This window comes from Gemmatimonadetes bacterium SCN 70-22 (assembly GCA_001724275.1).
GTDB lineage: Bacteria > Gemmatimonadota > Gemmatimonadetes > Gemmatimonadales > Gemmatimonadaceae > SCN-70-22.
In genome coordinates, this window is the sequence record MEDZ01000029.1 from 39,387 (window position 1) to 56,472 (window position 17,086).

10 protein-coding genes are annotated in these 17,086 nt (G+C 72.1%); 1 reads left to right on the forward strand and 9 read right to left on the reverse strand.

Annotation, left to right across the window (positions count from 1 at the left end):
* Window positions 1-104 precede the first annotated feature (104 nt).
* From ABS52_14155 to ABS52_14170, 4 genes are all read right to left on the reverse strand, one after another.
* Window positions 105-1,613, reverse strand: coding sequence for a hypothetical protein (locus tag ABS52_14155; GenBank protein ODT02356.1), 1,509 nt, complete (start codon window positions 1,611-1,613; stop codon window positions 105-107).
* A 102-nt stretch (window positions 1,614-1,715) separates the two neighbouring features.
* Window positions 1,716-2,429, reverse strand: coding sequence for a hypothetical protein (locus tag ABS52_14160; GenBank protein ID ODT02357.1), 714 nt, complete (start codon window positions 2,427-2,429; stop codon window positions 1,716-1,718).
* On the reverse strand, window positions 2,426-3,505 hold the full coding sequence (locus tag ABS52_14165; GenBank protein ODT02358.1) for a hypothetical protein: 1,080 nt from the start codon (window positions 3,503-3,505) through the stop codon (window positions 2,426-2,428). Before ABS52_14165 ends, ABS52_14160 begins: the two co-directional genes overlap by 4 nt.
* Window positions 3,506-3,579: 74 nt before the next feature.
* Window positions 3,580-5,148: a hypothetical protein gene (locus ABS52_14170; GenBank protein ODT02359.1), complete on the reverse strand. Its 1,569-nt coding sequence runs from the start codon at window positions 5,146-5,148 to the stop codon at window positions 3,580-3,582.
* A gap of 278 nt (window positions 5,149-5,426) precedes the next feature.
* Here ABS52_14170 and ABS52_14175 point away from each other — a divergent pair, with 278 nt between their 5' ends.
* The gene (locus ABS52_14175) at window positions 5,427-6,863 is read left to right on the forward strand and encodes a hypothetical protein (GenBank protein ODT02360.1); all 1,437 of its coding nucleotides are present in this window, start codon (window positions 5,427-5,429) and stop codon (window positions 6,861-6,863) included.
* Here the strand turns inward: ABS52_14175 and ABS52_14180 are convergent.
* The 5 genes from ABS52_14180 to ABS52_14200 all read right to left on the reverse strand — a co-directional run bounded on the left by ABS52_14180 (window position 6,841) and on the right by ABS52_14200 (window position 17,039).
* Window positions 6,841-10,230, reverse strand: a complete 3,390-nt coding sequence (locus ABS52_14180) for an amidohydrolase (protein ID ODT02386.1) — start codon at window positions 10,228-10,230, stop codon at window positions 6,841-6,843. The two genes, ABS52_14175 and ABS52_14180, sit on opposite strands and share 23 nt — an antisense overlap.
* Window positions 10,231-10,379: 149 nt before the next feature.
* Window positions 10,380-12,854, reverse strand: a complete 2,475-nt coding sequence (locus ABS52_14185; GenBank protein ODT02361.1) for a hypothetical protein — start codon at window positions 12,852-12,854, stop codon at window positions 10,380-10,382.
* A gap of 139 nt (window positions 12,855-12,993) precedes the next feature.
* The gene (locus ABS52_14190; GenBank protein ODT02362.1) at window positions 12,994-13,380 is read right to left on the reverse strand and encodes a hypothetical protein; all 387 of its coding nucleotides are present in this window, start codon (window positions 13,378-13,380) and stop codon (window positions 12,994-12,996) included.
* Window positions 13,381-13,422: 42 nt separating this feature from the next.
* Window positions 13,423-14,601 (reverse strand): hypothetical protein, encoded by a 1,179-nt coding sequence (locus tag ABS52_14195; protein ODT02363.1) that lies wholly within the window; start codon window positions 14,599-14,601, stop codon window positions 13,423-13,425.
* Window positions 14,598-17,039 carry a hypothetical protein gene (locus ABS52_14200; protein ODT02364.1) on the reverse strand — a complete coding sequence of 814 codons (2,442 nt, stop codon included), beginning with the start codon at window positions 17,037-17,039 and terminating at the stop codon, window positions 14,598-14,600. Before ABS52_14200 ends, ABS52_14195 begins: the two co-directional genes overlap by 4 nt.
* Window positions 17,040-17,086: the final 47 nt, after the last annotated feature.

Consider the following 17,086-nt stretch of genomic DNA (forward strand, 5'->3'; position numbering starts at 1 on the left):
CCGGCGCTCCCACCCTCGACCCGACGGGCCGCCTCACGCGGTGCCTCACGCGGTGCCTGGCGCGGTGCCTCACGCAATGTCTCACGCGGTGCCTCACGTGGTGCCTAACGTGGCGCGGGGACGAACTCCGTCCACGCGATCGCCGGCCGCGCCTGGACGGAGAAGAGCGAATCGACCGGCAACCCCTCGCGCGCCACCGCCCGCCGCAGCTCGATCGCCGGCGTCCGGAAGTACCCCTTCTGCTGGCGGTCGGCGAAGACGAGGTCCGAGCCGTACAGCAGCTTGTGCCCGGGGAAATACGCCATCACCATCCGCTCCGCGTACGCCCCCCCGACGGGATGGAGCTCGATCCGGTTGGTCCCCGTCCCGATCACGGTCCTGCGGTTGACGGGGATGAACCGCGGCGCGCGCGGCGCGCGCTGCAGGCGATCGGGATGCGAGGCGTGCGACGACTTCACCACCCGCGTCAGGAACGGGATGCTGCGCGCGTGGACGTAGATGGGGATGCCGCGCGCCACCGCCTCGCGCACCCCACCCACGTGCGCCCACGGATCCGACGACATCACGATCGCCTTCACCGGGAGCGCCGGATACTTCGCCGCGAGGTAGTCGAGCACCTGGCCCAGGTACCGTCCCGTGAGGTGCGCCTCGAACAGGATGATCCCGTCGTCCTGGCGCACGGCCGTCATCGTCCAGAAGTCGCGCATCCGGATGATCCCCTCGCGCAGCTCCTCCGGCTCGCCGCGACTTCCGAAGGCGAAGTTGGGGGGGCTGTTGCGCGCGTTGTCACGGTACAGGGCGCGCAGCGAGTCCGAGACGACGAAGAGGCCGGCCGGCAGCTCGGCCGCCTCCAGGGCGACGGTCGCGATGGTCATGTCGCGCAGCAGCTCGCCGTCGAGCGTGACGCGGTACTGATGGGGCCACCACACCTCGCCGGCTTCCGCCGTCCAGTTGTCGTAGTCCGCGCGCAGGCGCACGTCGCCGAAGGGGGCGCGGCGGAAGTCGTGCGCGAACTCGCCATGCAGCTCCACCGCCACCGGCAGGTGCGAGTCGCGCGAGAGCTCGATCGACATCCGCCGCCCCTCCCACGGGAACGACACGACGTCGTGCACCACCCCGTGCCGCACCACGGGGCGCTCGAGCCGGAGCGCGGCGGATGCCGCCGCCAGCTGCAGCGCGCGGTCGGGATGCATCGCCACGTACGCCGACAGGTCGTCGTGGAACATCGGGAGCGCGGGCATCTCGTTCGTCCCCTGCCTGAGGGTCACGACGCTGTCGGTCAGGAGGGTGATGCGCTCGGGCGAGTTCCCGGCGGCGCCCAGCGATACCTCGGTGCGCCGCAGGCGGGTGCCGCCCGCCGGCCGGAGCTCGGTGAAGCGGCTGTAGGACACGCGCCAGGGCCCCTCGGGGCGCTCGGCGTTGCCGATCATGTACTCGTGCATGACGCCCGTCGTGGCCACGGCGCGGGCCTGGGCAATCGCCTCGCCCCCGATGGCCGCCTGCGCCTGGCGGACCAGTGCGGCGGCATCGGCGCGCTGCGCGACGGCGCCTCGGGAAACGGCAGCAGACGCGGCGATGACGGCCGCGGCGAAGATCAGTCGGTGGCGGTGCATGGCTCCTCGGGGTTGGGCACGCGCAACCTACGCCCTCCGGTTCCCGCGGATGCACGCCGTGTCGCGAACGGTCGATGCCGTGTCGCGAACGGCCGGCGTGGCTCAGCCGATCGCGCGCGCGCGGAGGGCCGCGTCCACGTCGTCCCAGCGGCGCCGGCTCACCGGGATCGCCGCCCCGCCCGCCAGCTGCAGCTCGCGCTTGCCGCCCGGACGCACCCGCACCGCCATCACCCGGTCGAGGCGCACGATGTAGCCGCGGTGCACGCGCACGAAGCGCGCATCCAGCTCGCGCTCGAGCGCCTCGAGCGCCCGCCTGACGAGAAGCTTCCTCCCCCCGGCGTGCACCGCCGCGTACACGTCATCGGCCTCGATATAGTCCACCTCGTCGAGCCGCACGATCACGTCGCGGTCGCGCACGCGCGCCACCAGGTGGCGCCCGGGGCGCGTCGCCTCCGCGCCGAGCCGCTCGCGCACCCGGGCCACCGCGCGATCGAGCCGATCCTGCACCACCGGCTTGGTGATGTAGTCCACGGGCTCCGCGTCGTAGGCGGGGAGCGCGAACGCCTCGTACGCGGTCACGAAGACGACCAGGGGGCGCCCCGCCTCACGCCCCGCGGCCAGCTCCAGCCCGCTCATGCCCGGCATGCGGATGTCGAGGAAGACGACGTCCGGCGCATCCGTCGCCATCCACGCGCGCGCCTCGACCGCATCGCCGCACTCGGCGATCACCTCCACGTCGGGGTGCGCGGCCAGGAGCTGCCGCATGGCCCGGCGCGAGAGCGGCTCGTCGTCGACGACGAGGGCGCGGATCGTCATGCGCCGCGCCGGAAGGGGAGGGTGACGGTGGCCACTGCCCCCGTTCCCCCCGGCGGCGTCGCCAGCGTGAGGGTCCCGCCCGCGCCGTACAAGCGCTGCAATCGCGCCCGCGTATTGGCGACCCCGACCCCGGTCCCTCCCGCCGTCGCCGAGACCGCCGGGCCGTCGTTGGCCACCACGAGCCGAAGAGTGTCGCCCTCCGCGCACGCCGAGATGCGCACCGTCCCTCCCGCGCGCGCCTGGCTCACGCCGTGCTTGATCGCGTTCTCCACCAGGGGCTGCAGCACGAACGTCGGCACCGGGGCCGACCCCAGGTCGTCGGGGACCTCGATCGCGACCCGCAGCCGGTCGCCCAGGCGCAACTGCTCGATGTCGAGGTAGCGCCCGATGAACGCCAGCTCCTGCGCCAGCGTCACCTCGTGCGCGGGGTCGCGCAGCGCGCCGCGCAGGAGGTCGCTCAGCTGCGCCAGCGCGCGCACGGCCTCGTCGTTGGACCGGTCGCGGATGAGCGCCATCACCGCGTTGAGGGCGTTGAAGAGGAAGTGTGGCTGCAGCTGCATGCGGAGGGCGTGCACCTGCGCCTCGCTCAGCTGCGCCTCGAGCCGTGCCGCGTCGCGCTCGCGCTCGCGCAGTTCGAGCGTCGCGAAGAGCAGGTAGCCGATGGCGAGGATCCCGAAGTAGGCCACGACGCTGGCCGGGAGCCCCCCCAGGAACCAGTTGCGGACCGAGACGGGGAACGAGTACGGCGAGGGGCGCAGGACGTGGTTGACGGCGGCGTTGACCACGGCCACCAGCGCGGCGCAGGCCGTCGCCGACAGCAGGTGTAACGCCGCCGCCGCCGGACGCACCGGACGACAGGCGCGCCAGCGGCTTCCCAGCCGCAGGACCACGGGCGTCAGGAGCGCCCACGCATACCATCCGGGCGCCTGCGTCAGGAAGGCCCGCGCGAACGACAGCGGGCGCGCCCCCATGCGCGAGAAGACGACCGTCTCGATCGTCGCCAGCAGGGCCGGGATCGACCAGAGGGCGACGAGGAGGGAAAGCGACGGGCGGGGGACGGGCGACGAGGGGGGCATGGCTCGTGAAGGTGAAGGTGTACTTCACGAGCCCCGCCACCTCAAGGTGTCCCGCCCCCGGCAGGCACGGCGGGCTACCGGCCGTCGGAGAGCCGGACCCGCTCCACCCGGCGCGTCCTCGCTGCCGAGTTATAGACCTCGAGGCTCACGACATCACCAGGGGTGAGCCCGGCGAGCGCCTTGCGGACGTCGTCGCGCGTGCGCGTCGGGACGCCGTTCACGCTCAGCAGCACGTCGACCCCGTTGTCGGAGGGCGCCAGCAGGTGCGACTCGGCGTCGCTCCCGGGCTCGATCCCGGTCACCACGAGCCCGCCGACGTCGCTCGGCAGCTGCAAGTCGTCGCCGGCGCGCGCGTCGCTCGTCGGCGCCACCGTGATCCCGAGCCGGGTCTCGCCCTCGGAGCGTTCCACCCCCTCGTCACGCCCGTTCTTCGTGGCCTCGTCGGCCTTGGCGACCGCCTCGCCCATCCGGGCCAGCGTCACCCGGACCCAGCGGCGCTCACCCCCCTTGCGCCTGACGTCCAGCACCACGACATCGCCCGGGGCATGGAAGCCGACCCGCTCCTGCAGCTGGGCCACATAGTCCACCGGCGTGTTGTCGACGCCGACGATCAGGTCCCCCTCCCGCAGCCCCGCGCGCGCCGCGGCCGACCCCGGCGCCGGCGGCGAGGCCACCACCACCCCCTGCGGATGGTCGAGCCCCGCCCACCGCGCATCGTTCGCATCGCTATTGCGCACCTGCACCCCGAGCGCTGCGCGCTCCACGTGGCCGTGGTCCATCAGCTGTTGCATCACCTTGCGCGCCAGGTCGATGGGGACGGCGAAGCCGTAGCCGGTGTAGTAGCCCGTCCCGCTCGCGATGGCGCTGTTGATCCCGATCACGCGCCCCCGCAGGTCCACCAGCGGCCCGCCGGAGTTCCCGGGGTTGATGGCGGCATCGGTCTGGATGAAGTCCTGGATGGAGCGGTCGTTGCTGTTGGGGAGGCGGAGCGAGCGTCCCTTGGCGCTCACGATCCCCTCGGTCACCGTGAAGGTCAGCTCCTCGCCCAGCGGGTTGCCGACGGCCAGGACGGTTTCGCCCACCTGCGCCGAGTCGCTCGTCCCGAGCTCGGCCGGGACCAGGTCGTCAGCCGCAATCTTGAGCAGCGCCACGTCGGTCTCGCTGTCCACGCCGACGATGGTGGCCGGGAACTCGCGCCGGTCCAGCAGCCGCACGCGCACGCGCGTGGCCCCGTTGACCACGTGCGCATTGGTCAGGATGTGGCCGTCGGTCGAGACCACGAACCCCGACCCCGAGGCGCGGGCGCGCTCCACCCGTGGCGCCGGCGCCCGCTCGCCGTTCATGGGCGGCAATCCGAAGAAGCGGCGGAACTCCGGCGGGATCGCCCCGTCGACCACGGGGACCGGGGATGACGCCGGGACGTCGGCCGTGATGTAGACGACACTCGGCTTGACGCTCGCCGCCGCGGCGACGACCGCGTCGCTGAGGGCGACCGCCGCCGGGAGGTCGCGCGGCGACGCCGCGGCCGGGAGGGCCGTTGCATGCAACTGACGGCTCGGGGCAAGCGTCAACGCCCCTGCCGCGCCCAGGACGATCCCCCCGGTCGCGACCAGGAAGACGGGGTGGGTGAAGAATCGTGACATGGTTGCGCTCCGTCGTTTGGGACTGGAGGGGCGGCGGTGACCGCCACCCCCACAGCGTCCAATCTCCCACCCCACCCCTTACGCCCTCGTTAACGCCCCGCCGTCGCCGGTGCCGCGTTAATCGTCACGACAGGAACCTCGGCGATGATTCACCCGGGTGCCGTTGGCCGCGACGTCGTCCACCTCCCCCCGCCGTCCCCTTGGATCGTTCCGCTCTCGTGACATCGCCGGATAGCGCGGGCATCACCACAACGCAAACCGACGCGGTCCCCATCGGCATGCGCGCCGACCCCGCGCTCGTCGAGCGCGGCCTCGTGGTCGAGGGAGTCCTCGGCGCCGGGGGACACTCGGTCGTCTATCGCGCGCGCGACGAGCGCCACGCGCGCGAGGTGGCCCTCAAGGTCCTCCGCGAGGAATCGCGCCTGGAGAGCGCGGCCGAGCGCTTCGCGCAGGAGATCAGGGTCGCCGCCGGGCTGCGCCATCCGCACATCCTCCCGCTCTACGACTCGGGCGTGCTCGCCGACGGCCGCCCGTTCGCGGTGATGCCCGTCGCGCACGGCGAGCCGCTCCGCGCGGTGATCGACCGCGGTCCGGTCCCGCTGGGCGAGGCCCTTCGCCTCGTGCACGAGGTCGGCGAGGCGCTCACGTACCTGCACGAGCGCGGTTGGGTGCATCGCGACGTGAAGCCGGAGAACATCCTCGTCGAGTCGGGGCACGCCGTCCTCACCGACTTCGGGATCAGCGCGCCGGTCGACTCCATCACGCGGCGCAGCTCGCCGCAGCACGTGGCAAGCCTGTGGAACGCCCAGCGGTTCACCTCCGTGGGGAGCGTGGTCGGGACCCTCCCGTACGTGGGGCCGGAAAGCCTGTTCGGCGATGCCCCGGTGCACCCGCGCAGCGACGTCTACGCGCTGGGGATGGTCCTCTACGAGATGCTCGCCGGACACCTCCCCTTCACCGCCGAGTCGGCGGCAACACTCCTGAGCCAGCGCCTCGAGCATCCGCTTCCGCCGATGGCCGGGATGCGGGACGACGTCACCGCCGAACTGGATGCGGTGATCGCCCGCGCGACGCAGGCCGATCCGGAGCAGCGATTCGCGAGCATCGGCGCCTTCGTGGCGGCCCTGGATGCCCTTCCCACGCCGGGGGGCCTCGCGGCGCGAGCGGTGCGGAGGCGCACCCTCGTCGCCCTCGTCCTCGCGGTGCTGGCCATCGCCGTCGGCACCTGGCGGGTGCTGGCCCCCGTGTACCTCGACCCCGACCGCGTCGTCGTCGCCGACCTCTCCAACGACACCGGCGACCCGGTGCTCACCCCTATCGGGACGGTCGCCGGCGACCTCATCACCGCGGCGCTGTCGCGCGAGCAGGGGCTGGAGGTCATCAACGCCACCATGTCGTTAGGCTCGCGCCAGCGCCCGCGCCTCCCGGCCGCCGATTCCACGCTGCAGCGCGCCACGCGCGCGTTGGTGGAACGGGCGCACGCCGGGCTTGCCGTCACCGGGGCGTATTATCGGGAGGGGGGGCAGCTCGCCCTCCTCGCCGAGCTGATCGACACCCGGGCCGGCGAGGTCATCGGCGCGATCGGCCCCATCGCCGCCAGCCCCACCGCCCCCGAGCGCGGTCTGCGGATCCTGGCCGACAGCGTCGTGGCGATGGTGAAACGGCGCGGGAGCGCCCGGGTGCCCGCCTTGCCTACGGCCGCACCCCCGCGTTGACCTGCGGCGCCGGTTGGCGCCAGGGTTGCGGCGGGAGCGAGCGCTGCCGCGGCCACACCTCGTCGAGCGTGTTCCCGTCATACAGCCGCCCGTTCCGCATCACCTGACGCACCGTGTTGCTGTTGCGGATGCTGGCCAGCGGGTCGCCGTCGAGGACGAGGAGGTCGGCGAGCTTCCCCGGCTCCAGCGACCCCAGGTCCCGGTCGAGCCCCAGCGCCTCGGCCCCCATGATGGTCGCGACCCGGAGCGCGTCGTGGTTGGACAGCCCGCCCGATGCCACCGTCCAGAGCTCCCAGTGGTAGCCGAGTCCTTGCAGCTGGCCGTGGCTCCCGATCCCCGCCTTTCCGCCAGCCGCAATCAGGTCGCGGATGACCCCGGCGTGCTCCTGGAAGTGGTACTCCTCGTCGAGGAACCACCCGGCCGGCCCCGGTGAGCCGCCGGCCCCCTGCCCGCGGCGTCGCGTCTTCGCATCGAGGTCGTCGTCGGGCGTGAAGCGGCGCAGCTTGACGTCCTTGTTGGGGTTCTCCTTGGTGTAGTAGTAGTTCTCCGCCCACGGTCCGCCGTACGTCACCAACAGGGTCGGCGTGGAGACGGTCCCCGACGCGGCGAAGAGCGCGAGGACGTCGTCGAACAGCGGGGTGATGGGGAGGTTGTGCTCCACGCCCGGGTAGCCGTCGATCGCCATCGTGATGTTGGTGCGGTACGCCAGCCCCGCCTCGGTGGTGGGCATCAGCCGCAGCTCCCGGGCCGCCATCATGATCCACTGCCGTACCTGGCGGTTCCCCGCCCCGTACATCTTGATCGTCTTGGTGTCGTAGTACTCGCTGTAGCGCTTCAGGACGTTCCGCGCCTGCTCCAGCGACCGGATGCGCTCCGCCGCGAAGACCCCCGGGCCGGTGGAGTAGATCCGCGGCCCCACCAGCTCCCCGGTCGACACGCGGTCGGCATAGCTCAGGACATCGGTCGTCCCCGTCTGCGGATCGCGCGTCGTCGTGACCCCGTACGCCAGGTTGGCGAGGAGCGCCCACGGCTGCGCCGTGTGGATGTCGGGTGAATGGCGGAAGTGCGCGTGCGTGTCCACGAAGCCGGGGATGATCACCTTCCCCGTGACGTCGATGATGCGGGCGCCCTGCGGGACCTCAACGCTGCCACGCTTCCCCACGGCCGCGATGCGATTGTCGCGCACCACCACGTCGGCGTCCTCGATCACCTCGTGCCCCTTCATGGTGATCGCCCTGGCGCCGCGCAGCACGACCGAGCCGCGCGGGATGTCGCGGGTCCCGGTCACGCGGATCCGCACCTCCGTCGGCTTGTAGGTGGCGACGCTGTCTCGCGCCACACCGCGCCGAGCGCTGTCTCCCGCTGCCGGCGCCGGCGTCGCTCCCGCCGCTCGCCGCGCGGCACGCACCGAGTCGTCGAAGGCCCTCGCGCGGTCGAGGTCGTACGTCACCAGCGCATTCCCGATCGACCAGTGCACCACGCGCCCGTTCGCCTGCCACGCCGGGAACTCCCCGCCGATGTCGGAGAGGCGTCGCACCGGCGTCGGCGCGTTGTCCGGGGTCGCCACCGAGATGACCGGGACCTGCCCTCCTACCACGGGGACCGTCACGACGTAGAAGTCGGCCCCCACCTGCGCCAGCGCCAGGTCGCCCCGCGGCGCCATCCGCACCGTGCTGGCGTTAGGCGGATTGGGGGCGCCGGGCTGCCCCTGGCCCGTCACCCGCACGTGCTGCCGCAGGTCGGTGCCGTCCCACCGGAACGAGACCAGCCCCTGGCTCCCGCCGTACGCGAAGATGCGCGTCGCGTCGCTGGTGAAGTGGGGATCGCCCAACCCGCCGGCGGCGCGGACGCGCGTCACCGCGCCCCCCTCGGCAGGGATCCAGACGAAGCGCGCCGCCTGGCCCCCGCCAAAGCGCTGCAGCGTCTCGCGCAGCTCGCGCGCATCGGCCTGCATCGCCACGATGCGCGCCCCGTCAGGCGACCATTGCGTCGCGTAGTACGTCGCCGCCTCGCGCGTGAGGCGCACCGGCTGCGCGCGTCCGTCGGCGCGCACCTTGTAGAGGTGTCCGCCGTCATTCGACCACGTCACGTACGCCACCCACTGGCCATCCGGCGACCACGCCGGGTGATACTCCCCCTCGCTGCCCCTGGTGATCCGGCGCGGCTCGCCGCTGGGGAGGTCCATGACGTACAGGTCGCCCAACGCGGAGAAGGCGACGCGCTTCCCGTCGGGGGAGGGGACGGCGTCGCGAATCTGCGAGGCGACGAGGGTCGGGGTGTCGTCGATCGGGTACTGGAACTTCACCTCCGGCCCGATCGCCACGTCGACTTCGGCGCTGAACGGGATGCGAGCCGCCGCGCTCCCATCCACCGGGACGCGCCAGATCTCGCCGCCGTAGCTGATCACGATCGCCGTGCCGTCCGGGGTGAAGTCGTAGCCCGGCAGGGCGTCGGTCTCGAGCATCGCCTCCTGGTTGTCACGCTGGATCGGGTAGGCGAGCCAGCGCTCCTCACCCGTGGCCAGGTCGCGGATCCTCAGCCCGGTCTTCTCCTCGTAGCGGCTCCCGTACGCGAGCCATTTCCCGTCAGGTGAAATCGCCGGGCGGAAGGCCGAGCCGTAGCGCGCGGTCATCGTCGTCGCCGTCCCCAGCTCACGGTCCCATGTGGCCAGCTGGTACTGGGGGAAGATCGCGTTGTACGTCCAGGTCCCCTGGCGCGTGGCGTACCACATGTGGCGCCCGTCCGGGGTGAAGGTCGCCCCGATCGCCGCCATCGGGGCGGGGTCGCGGATCACCTGGATCCCGGCCCCGCCGTCCACGTGGTAGAGGAAGAGCTTGGGCGCCCCGCCAGCGACCGACCGCGTCACCGCGACGTACTTCCCGTCGGGGGTCCACTCGGGCGAGACGTACAGGTCGTCGGACGTCTTCGACAGCTGCACCGTGTCGCGCCCGTCGGCCGACATCACCCAGAGGTTGTTCCCCCCGCTGCGATCGCTGATGAAGGCGATGCGCTGGCCATCGGGACTCCAGCGCGGCTGCGCGTCGTGCGCCATCCCGCTCGTCAGGCGGGTCGCTCCCCCGCCCGCGATGGGGAGCGCATAGAGGTCGCCGAGGAGGTCGAAGACGATGCGCTGGCCATCGGGGCTCACGTCCACCGACATCCACGACCCCTTCGTGGTGGTGAGCCGCAGGCGGCGCGCCTCCTCCAGCGGGAGCGCGGCGCGGCTGGCCGGCCGGGCGGGTGCCTGCGCGAGCGCGGAAGCGATGGGGAGCGCGAGGGCGAGCGCTGGGGCGACCGCGAGGGTGTGCGCGACGACGCGCGCGAGGGCGTGCGCGACGGCGCGCGTGAGGGCGACTGCGTGCGCCAGGCGCGACGCGGAGGGAGCGGAGCGCGACATGTGCGATCGAGAGACGAGATGGTCATCGCCCCGTCAGCGGGGCGCGGGGAACATCGCCCGGTACCCCGGTGCGCGCCAGCCGACGCGGGGCCGGCCGCCCCCCGCGCGCCGCGGCGACCTCACATCGTGCGATCGCCGTACACGAGCGCACGGTTGGCCTCATGCTGCCGCTTCAGCCCGGCCATGAGCGTCTCGTACTCGGCCACTCCCTGGAGCCCCTTCAGACTCGGGTCGTCGCGAAAGAGGGGATAGTTCGGCATCCCGTTCTCCGCCGTGCGGCGTAGCCACGCCACCGCCTCCTTCGCATGGCCGAGCCTCGCATAGGCACAGGCGATGGTGAACTGCGAGTGGTGAGAATGCGACCGGCTCGCGGGATTCAGCGTGGCCGCGCGCACGGCCACCAGCGCCTCGTCGCGCCGTCCTAACGATGCAAGCGCCAGGGCGCGGGCCGCGGCACGGTCGGCGGTCTCCGGCCCCTGCGCTGCCAGCGCCGAATCGAGGACGGCCATGGCCTCCGTGGGCCGGCCAGCACCCGTCAGCACCACCGCCTTCTCCCACACGAAACCGCCCAGGTAGGGCATGCGCGCATAGACGGCGAGCGCCGAGTCGAACTTCTGCTCGTACCACAGGACGCGCGCCACGCGCGGCCGGCTGAAGCCCACGCAGCGCGTCGAGTCGTCACAGCCGTCGCGCGGGTCGAGCGAGAGGCTGGCCTCCAGCTCCTCGCGCGCCTTCCCGGTAAAGCCGTAGTGGAAATAGAGTGAACCGAGCCCGTTGTGTCCCTCCACCAGACTCGGCTCGAGGGCCAGCGCATGCCGCACGTCGGAGAGCGCCTCGGCGAAGTGCCACCCCCGCACCGCGTTCCACTCGAGGTCGTGGCGCGCCTTCCAGGCGTTGGCCACGCTCGAGTCGATGCCTAACGCGATGGCGATGGCGCGCTCCGCCTGGTCGAGCCGCGAGGCCGGCGCGTCGTAGAGGAAGACCGTGCTGACGAGCGTCGAGGCCAGCAGCGCCCACGCGCGGGCGAAGGTGGAGTCGAGGCGCACGGCCTGGGTCAGGCTGGCGATGATCGAGTCCGCCTGGGCCGGCCGCTCGAGTCCGCCCCGCGCGCGCGCCTGGGCGCGCGCCTTGAGATAGGCGTCGTACGCATCCGGGTTCGTCGTGGGGGGGCGCTCGAGCGTCCGCGACTCGCGCTCGGCGAGCTGGATCCGGAGCACCCCGGCCACCTTGCGCGCCACCTCCGACTGGACCTGGAAGACGTCACGCGCCGTGTGATCGTACGCCTGGCTCCACTTCGCCTCCTCGCTGGCGGGGTCGACGAGCCGCACGCGCACGCGGATCGCCTCACCCGACTTCTGCACGTCGCCATCGACGAGAGCATCGATCCGCAGGATCGTCCCGATTTCGCGCGCCCCCTTCGCACTCGCCTGCAGCGACGCCACCGACGCCTGGTCGATGACACGCACCCCTCCCAGGTTGGCGAGCGCGGAGGCGACGTCGGCGGTGAGCCCGTCGGCCAGGTAGCGATCGCTCGCATCTCCACCAATCTGCCGAAAGGGGAGCACCGCGAGGCGGATCGCGTCGGCCGTGCCACGAGGGCGCGCCACGCTCGTGCCGTCCGTCGCCGGGCGCGCCCGCCACATCGGCAGCTGCAGTGCCAGGAGCGCCGCGACGCCGAGGACTCCCGCACTGACGGCGAGTGACCATCGACGCGGGCGCGCGATGCCCGCGCTGGCGCCCGCGCCTGTCCCCTCGCGCTGCAGCGCCGTGACGAATTCCGCCGTGCTCGCCTGGCGATCGGCCGGCGTCGTCGCCAGCGCGCGTCGCAGCGCCGCATCCACGCCCTCGGGAATGGCGGGACGGATGACGCGGAGCGACGGGGCCGGCTGTGACAGTCGTCGCGCCATCACCGCCTGGACGGTAGGGCCGGTGAAGGGAGGCTCTCCTGCCAGCATCTCGTACGCCACCGACGCCAGCGCGTACAGGTCGCTTCGCGCGTCGATGTCGCGCTCACCGGCCGACTGCTCGGGACTCATGTAGGCCGGTGTTCCGAGGGCGAGCCCGCTCGCCGTGAGTCGGTCATTCGTATCGCTCAGGGCGCGCGCGATCCCGAAATCCGTGACGAGGGCATGTCCGGACGCGAGCAGGATGTTCTCCGGCTTGATGTCGCGATGAACGATCCCCCGCTCGTGCGCATGGCCGAGTGCGGCGGCGACTTCGGCCGTGATTTGTAGAGCCTCGTCGAGCGGAAGTTGGCGCTCGCGATCGAGTCGTGCGCGCAGCGTCTCCCCCTCCACCAGCGGCATCGTGTACCACAGCAGTCCCCCCGTCACGCCCGAATCGAGGAGGGGGAGGATGTTCGGGTGCACGAGGCGTGAAGCGACGCGAATCTCCCGTTCGAATCGCTCGATGCCGGTCGCCGCGCTGAGCTCGGGGCGCAGCACCTTGAGCGCGACGGCTCGATCACGCTGCGCGTCGCGCGCCCTGTAGACGATCGCCATTCCGCCGGCGCCGAGCTCGCTCTCGATCTCATAGCGACCCGCGAGGCCAGCGCGTAACCCCCGGGAGGGGTCCGGCTGTTCGCTCGTGCTCATCGGCTTGACGCTCGCTCCCCCTCCCGTGCCCCACAAGGGGGCGCTGCGCGTGCCCAGTCTGCGTGCACCGGAAGCGGCTCTGCCCGCCAGGCGTTCACCCGGGGAGCATCGGCCCCGCCAAGCGCGCCCCGCGCTTCACTCAGTCGATCGCCGCTCCCAAGTCAGCGAGGAGCGTCCGCAGGATCGACCGATGACAATGCGATTCGTCCTCGCAGTAACACCCCACCGAGAAGTTCGTCGCGTGGGACAGCGTCGCCAGGAGCGCCAGGTCGTGACGCGCGGCCGGCTGCGACATCTCCGATCGGTACTTCCGCGCGAAGGCGGACCACTGCGCCGGTGTGGTCGCCGACTGCGCGAGCTTCATCGTCTCCAGGCTCGGCGCCAGGTTGGGGAACCAGACGTCGTACCAGTCCTGCGACGCGAACCGGTCCTTGGGAACGCCACGGGGGGGGCGCCTCACCGTGCCGATGCGCACTCCCTCTTTGGGGTGGCGCGGGGTGCCGAGGCGGACGATGCGGATGGGCATGAGCTGGACTCCGGGTGAAACGTGACTCTCCGTACTTACATGTTAGTACGTGGGAGGCGCCACCAGCGGCAATGAGAAACGGAACGTCGCCCCGGCGCCCGGCGTCGACTGGGCGCTCAGCTCGCCGCCATGCGCCTCCACGATGCCGCGCGCGATCCAGAGCCCGAGCCCCGCGCCATGCCCGTCGCGTGTCCCGTCGCGGCGCGCGCCGGTCCAGAACGCGGTGAACAGGTGCGGCACTTCGTCGGCGGCGAACCCCGGCCCCGTGTCGGTGACCGACGAATGCAGCACGTCATCACGCACGGAAAAGTGCACCCGCACCGAGCCGCCGCGGGGCGTGAACTTCACGGCGTTCCCCACCAGGTTCGAGAGGAGCTGCACCACGCGCTCGTCATCGATCTCGGCCATCGCCTCGGCCGACGCCTCGTCGCCCACGAAGGCGAGCGCCACCCCCGCCGACTCGGCCAGGGGGGAGAGCATCGTTCGGGCGCGCTCGAAGGTATCGCCCACGCGCCGGACCTCGCGAAGGATGCGCAGCCCGTCCCCCCGGATGGCCGAGGCATCCAGCAGGTCTTCCACCAGGCGCTGCATCGCGACCGCGTTGGCGTGGATCGTCGAGAGCGCCTTGCGCCCCCACGCCGCGTCGTCGTCGCCGGGGCGCTCGCCCGGGGCGAGCCCCTGCAGCATGAGCGTCTCCGCGTACATCGACACCACGGCCAGCGGGTTGCGCAGGTCGTGCGCCACCACGGCCAGCAGTCGCTCGCGTTCCCGTGTGGCCTCCTCCGCCTGCGCCCGTGCGCGGCGTTCCTCCAGGTGCAATACGCGCGTCTCGAGGAGGTTCTCCACGCGCAACAGGACTTCCGTGGCGTCGAACGGCTTGGTGACGAAGTCGCGTGCCCCGCGCGACAGGGCAAGGTCGCGCACCTCCGGCGTCACGTCGGCGGTGAGGACGAGGACCGGGCGATAGTCGCCGGGGGGAGTGACGGTGCGCAGGTCGGCCAGGAGATCGAGCCCGTGGCGGTGCGGCATGTGCAGGTCGAGCAGGACCAGGTCCGGCGCATGCCGCTCGGCCAGCGGGAGCACCTCGCGTGCATCGTCGGTGCGCACCAGCCGCGAGTAGCCGGCCGACTCGAGGAGCCCCTCGAGCAGGTCGAGGTTCGCCTCCTCGTCGTCGACGAGGAGGATCGTGCACGCCGAAAGGCGGTGGCTCGTGGTGCTCACCCCTGCCCCCCGGGGAGGAATCGGTCCACGACCTCGAGGAACTCACCGACGTCGAGCGGCTTCGTGAGGTAGGCGCTTGCCCCGGCCGCACGCAGCCGCTCCAGCGAGGCGCGGGTCGCGTCGGCGCTCACCACCACCACCGGGATGCCCGCCGTGCGCGGGTCGCTCCGGAGACGCCGCAGCACTTCCTCGCCGGCGATGTCCGGCAGGTGCAAATCGAGCAGGACCACGTCGGGGACGTGCTCGCGGGCGAGCTCGACCCCCAGCTGTCCCTGCAGCGCCGGGAGCGTCCGCCACCCGGGGCGCGCCTGGAGGATCGCCTCCACCAGGGTGAGGTTGGCGAGGTTGTCCTCGATGTACAGCAGCGTTGCCACGTCCTGCCCCGCCGCCGGGACGGGATAGGTCCCCGTGTCCTCGAAGCCGCGCACCGGGTCGCGCGCGCCATCGAGCTCGACGCGGAAGGTGCTCCCCTCGTCCGAGGTCGACTCGAGGGTGAGCTCCCCACCCATCGCCTCGCACAGCCGCTGCGACAGCGCCAGCCCCAGCCCCGTCCCCTCCACCTCCGTCTGCTCCGCGCCCAGCCGGGCGAACGGGGTAAAGAGCTGGTGCAGCTGGTCGTCCGGGATCCCGCGTCCCGTGTCGCGCACGCGGATCGCCCACCCCCCCTCCTCGACTGGCCCGCACTCCAGCTGCACCACGCCGTTGGGGCGGTTGTACTTGATGGCGTTGCTCAGGAGGTTGAGGATCACCTGCACCAGGCGCTGCCGATCGGCGTGGACGAAGGCGCCATCGGGGACCGTCCCTTCATGCAGCTGCACCTGGTGCTGCTGGGCCAGCGGGCGCACGAGACCGATGGTCTCGTGCAGCACGGCAGCAAGCGCCACCGGTTCCAGCGAGAAGCGCTCGCGCCCCGCCTCGATGCGCGAGATCTCCAGCACCTCGTTGATCAGCTGCAACAAGTGCCGCCCCGCCTTGAGGATGTGGTGAATCCCCTTGGCCTGCTGCGGCGACATCTCGGCGCGGGTGGCCAGCTGGGCGAAGCCGAGGATCGAGTTGAGTGGCGTGCGCAGCTCGTGGCTCATGCGGCTCAGGAACTCGCTCTTGGCCCGGTTGGCGCGCTCCGCCTCCTCCTTGGCGCGGGCCAGCGCCTCGTCGGCCCGCACGCGATCGGTCACGTCGCGCCCGAAGGCGATGACGCCGTCGTCGGCGCTGGTGTTGGAAATCGTGCGCCCCACGTTCTCGAAGACGCGGTAGCTCCCGTCCCTGTGACGGATGCGGAAGGTCGTGGTGATGGGCTCGCCCGGATGCGCGAAGACCCACTGCAGATCGAGCATGATGCGCGCCACGTCGTCGGCGTGGAGGAGGTCGGAAGGGCGCGTCCCGAGGAGCTGCTCCGGGCGAAAGCCCAGGATGCGCATCGACGACGGAGCCACGTAGGTGAGCGCGCCCGTGATGTCGCACGTCATCACGAAATCCGCCGCGTTCTCGATGATGCGGCGAAAGTGCTCGTCCTGCCGCCGCAGCGCCTCCTGCGCCGCCGTGCGCTCGGCCACCTCCGTCGCCAGCGCCGCCGTCCGCTCGGCGACGCGGCGCTCCAGCTCCTCGTTGGCACGCCGCTGCGCCAGTTCGGCCTCCTTGCGCGCGCTGATATCGCGCGCGGCCGCCACCAGCCGCTCCTTCCCGCCGATGTTGATGCGCGTCAGGCGCATCTCCTCCCAGATGGGAGTCCCGCTCTTGTGGTATCCCATCCACTCGAAGCGCTGCGGCTCGCCGGCCGCCGCGCGCCGCGCGTACTCCCAGGCGCGCTCCTCGGTGAACCCCTGGTCGGCCGCCGTCAGCCCGGCCAGGCCGCGCACCTTCTGCTCCTCGGCGGTGTAGCCGTACAGCTCGACCGCCGCCTCGTTGAGCTCGAGCAGCTCGCCCGTCTCGATGTCGTGCACCCACATTGCGTCGAACGCGTAGCGAAAGAGCGAGCGGTACGCGTTCTCCGAGGCGCGCAGCGCCTGTTCGGTGGCACGCCGCTCGGTGATGTCGAGCGAGGTGCCGAGGACGCGCGTGTACCGCCCCTCGTCGTCCGCCACCAGGAGGGCGTGCGCCTGGAGCAGTCGAACCGCACCGTCGGGGCGAATGACGCGGAACTCCGCCGTCGCCGGCTCTCCCGGGACGAGCGCCGACATCCCTTCATCGACGAACGGGAGGTCGTCGGGGTGGACCATCCCCCGGAACTGCTCGTGCGTGTGCGGTGCCGTCTCCGGGGTGACGCCGTGGATGCGGCACAGCTCGCGCGACCAGAAGATCCGGTCGGTGACGAGGTCGATCTCCCAGCTCCCGATCCCCGCGATCCGCTCGATGAGGTCCATGTGCGCGTCGCGCTCGCCCGTCGTGCGTGGCACGGGAGCACGCGCGGGATCGGGGGAGCGCTCGGGCGGGCGGGGCATGCGGGACGGAGCTGGGTGGCGGAACGCGGACGGGATGGAATCTGCGG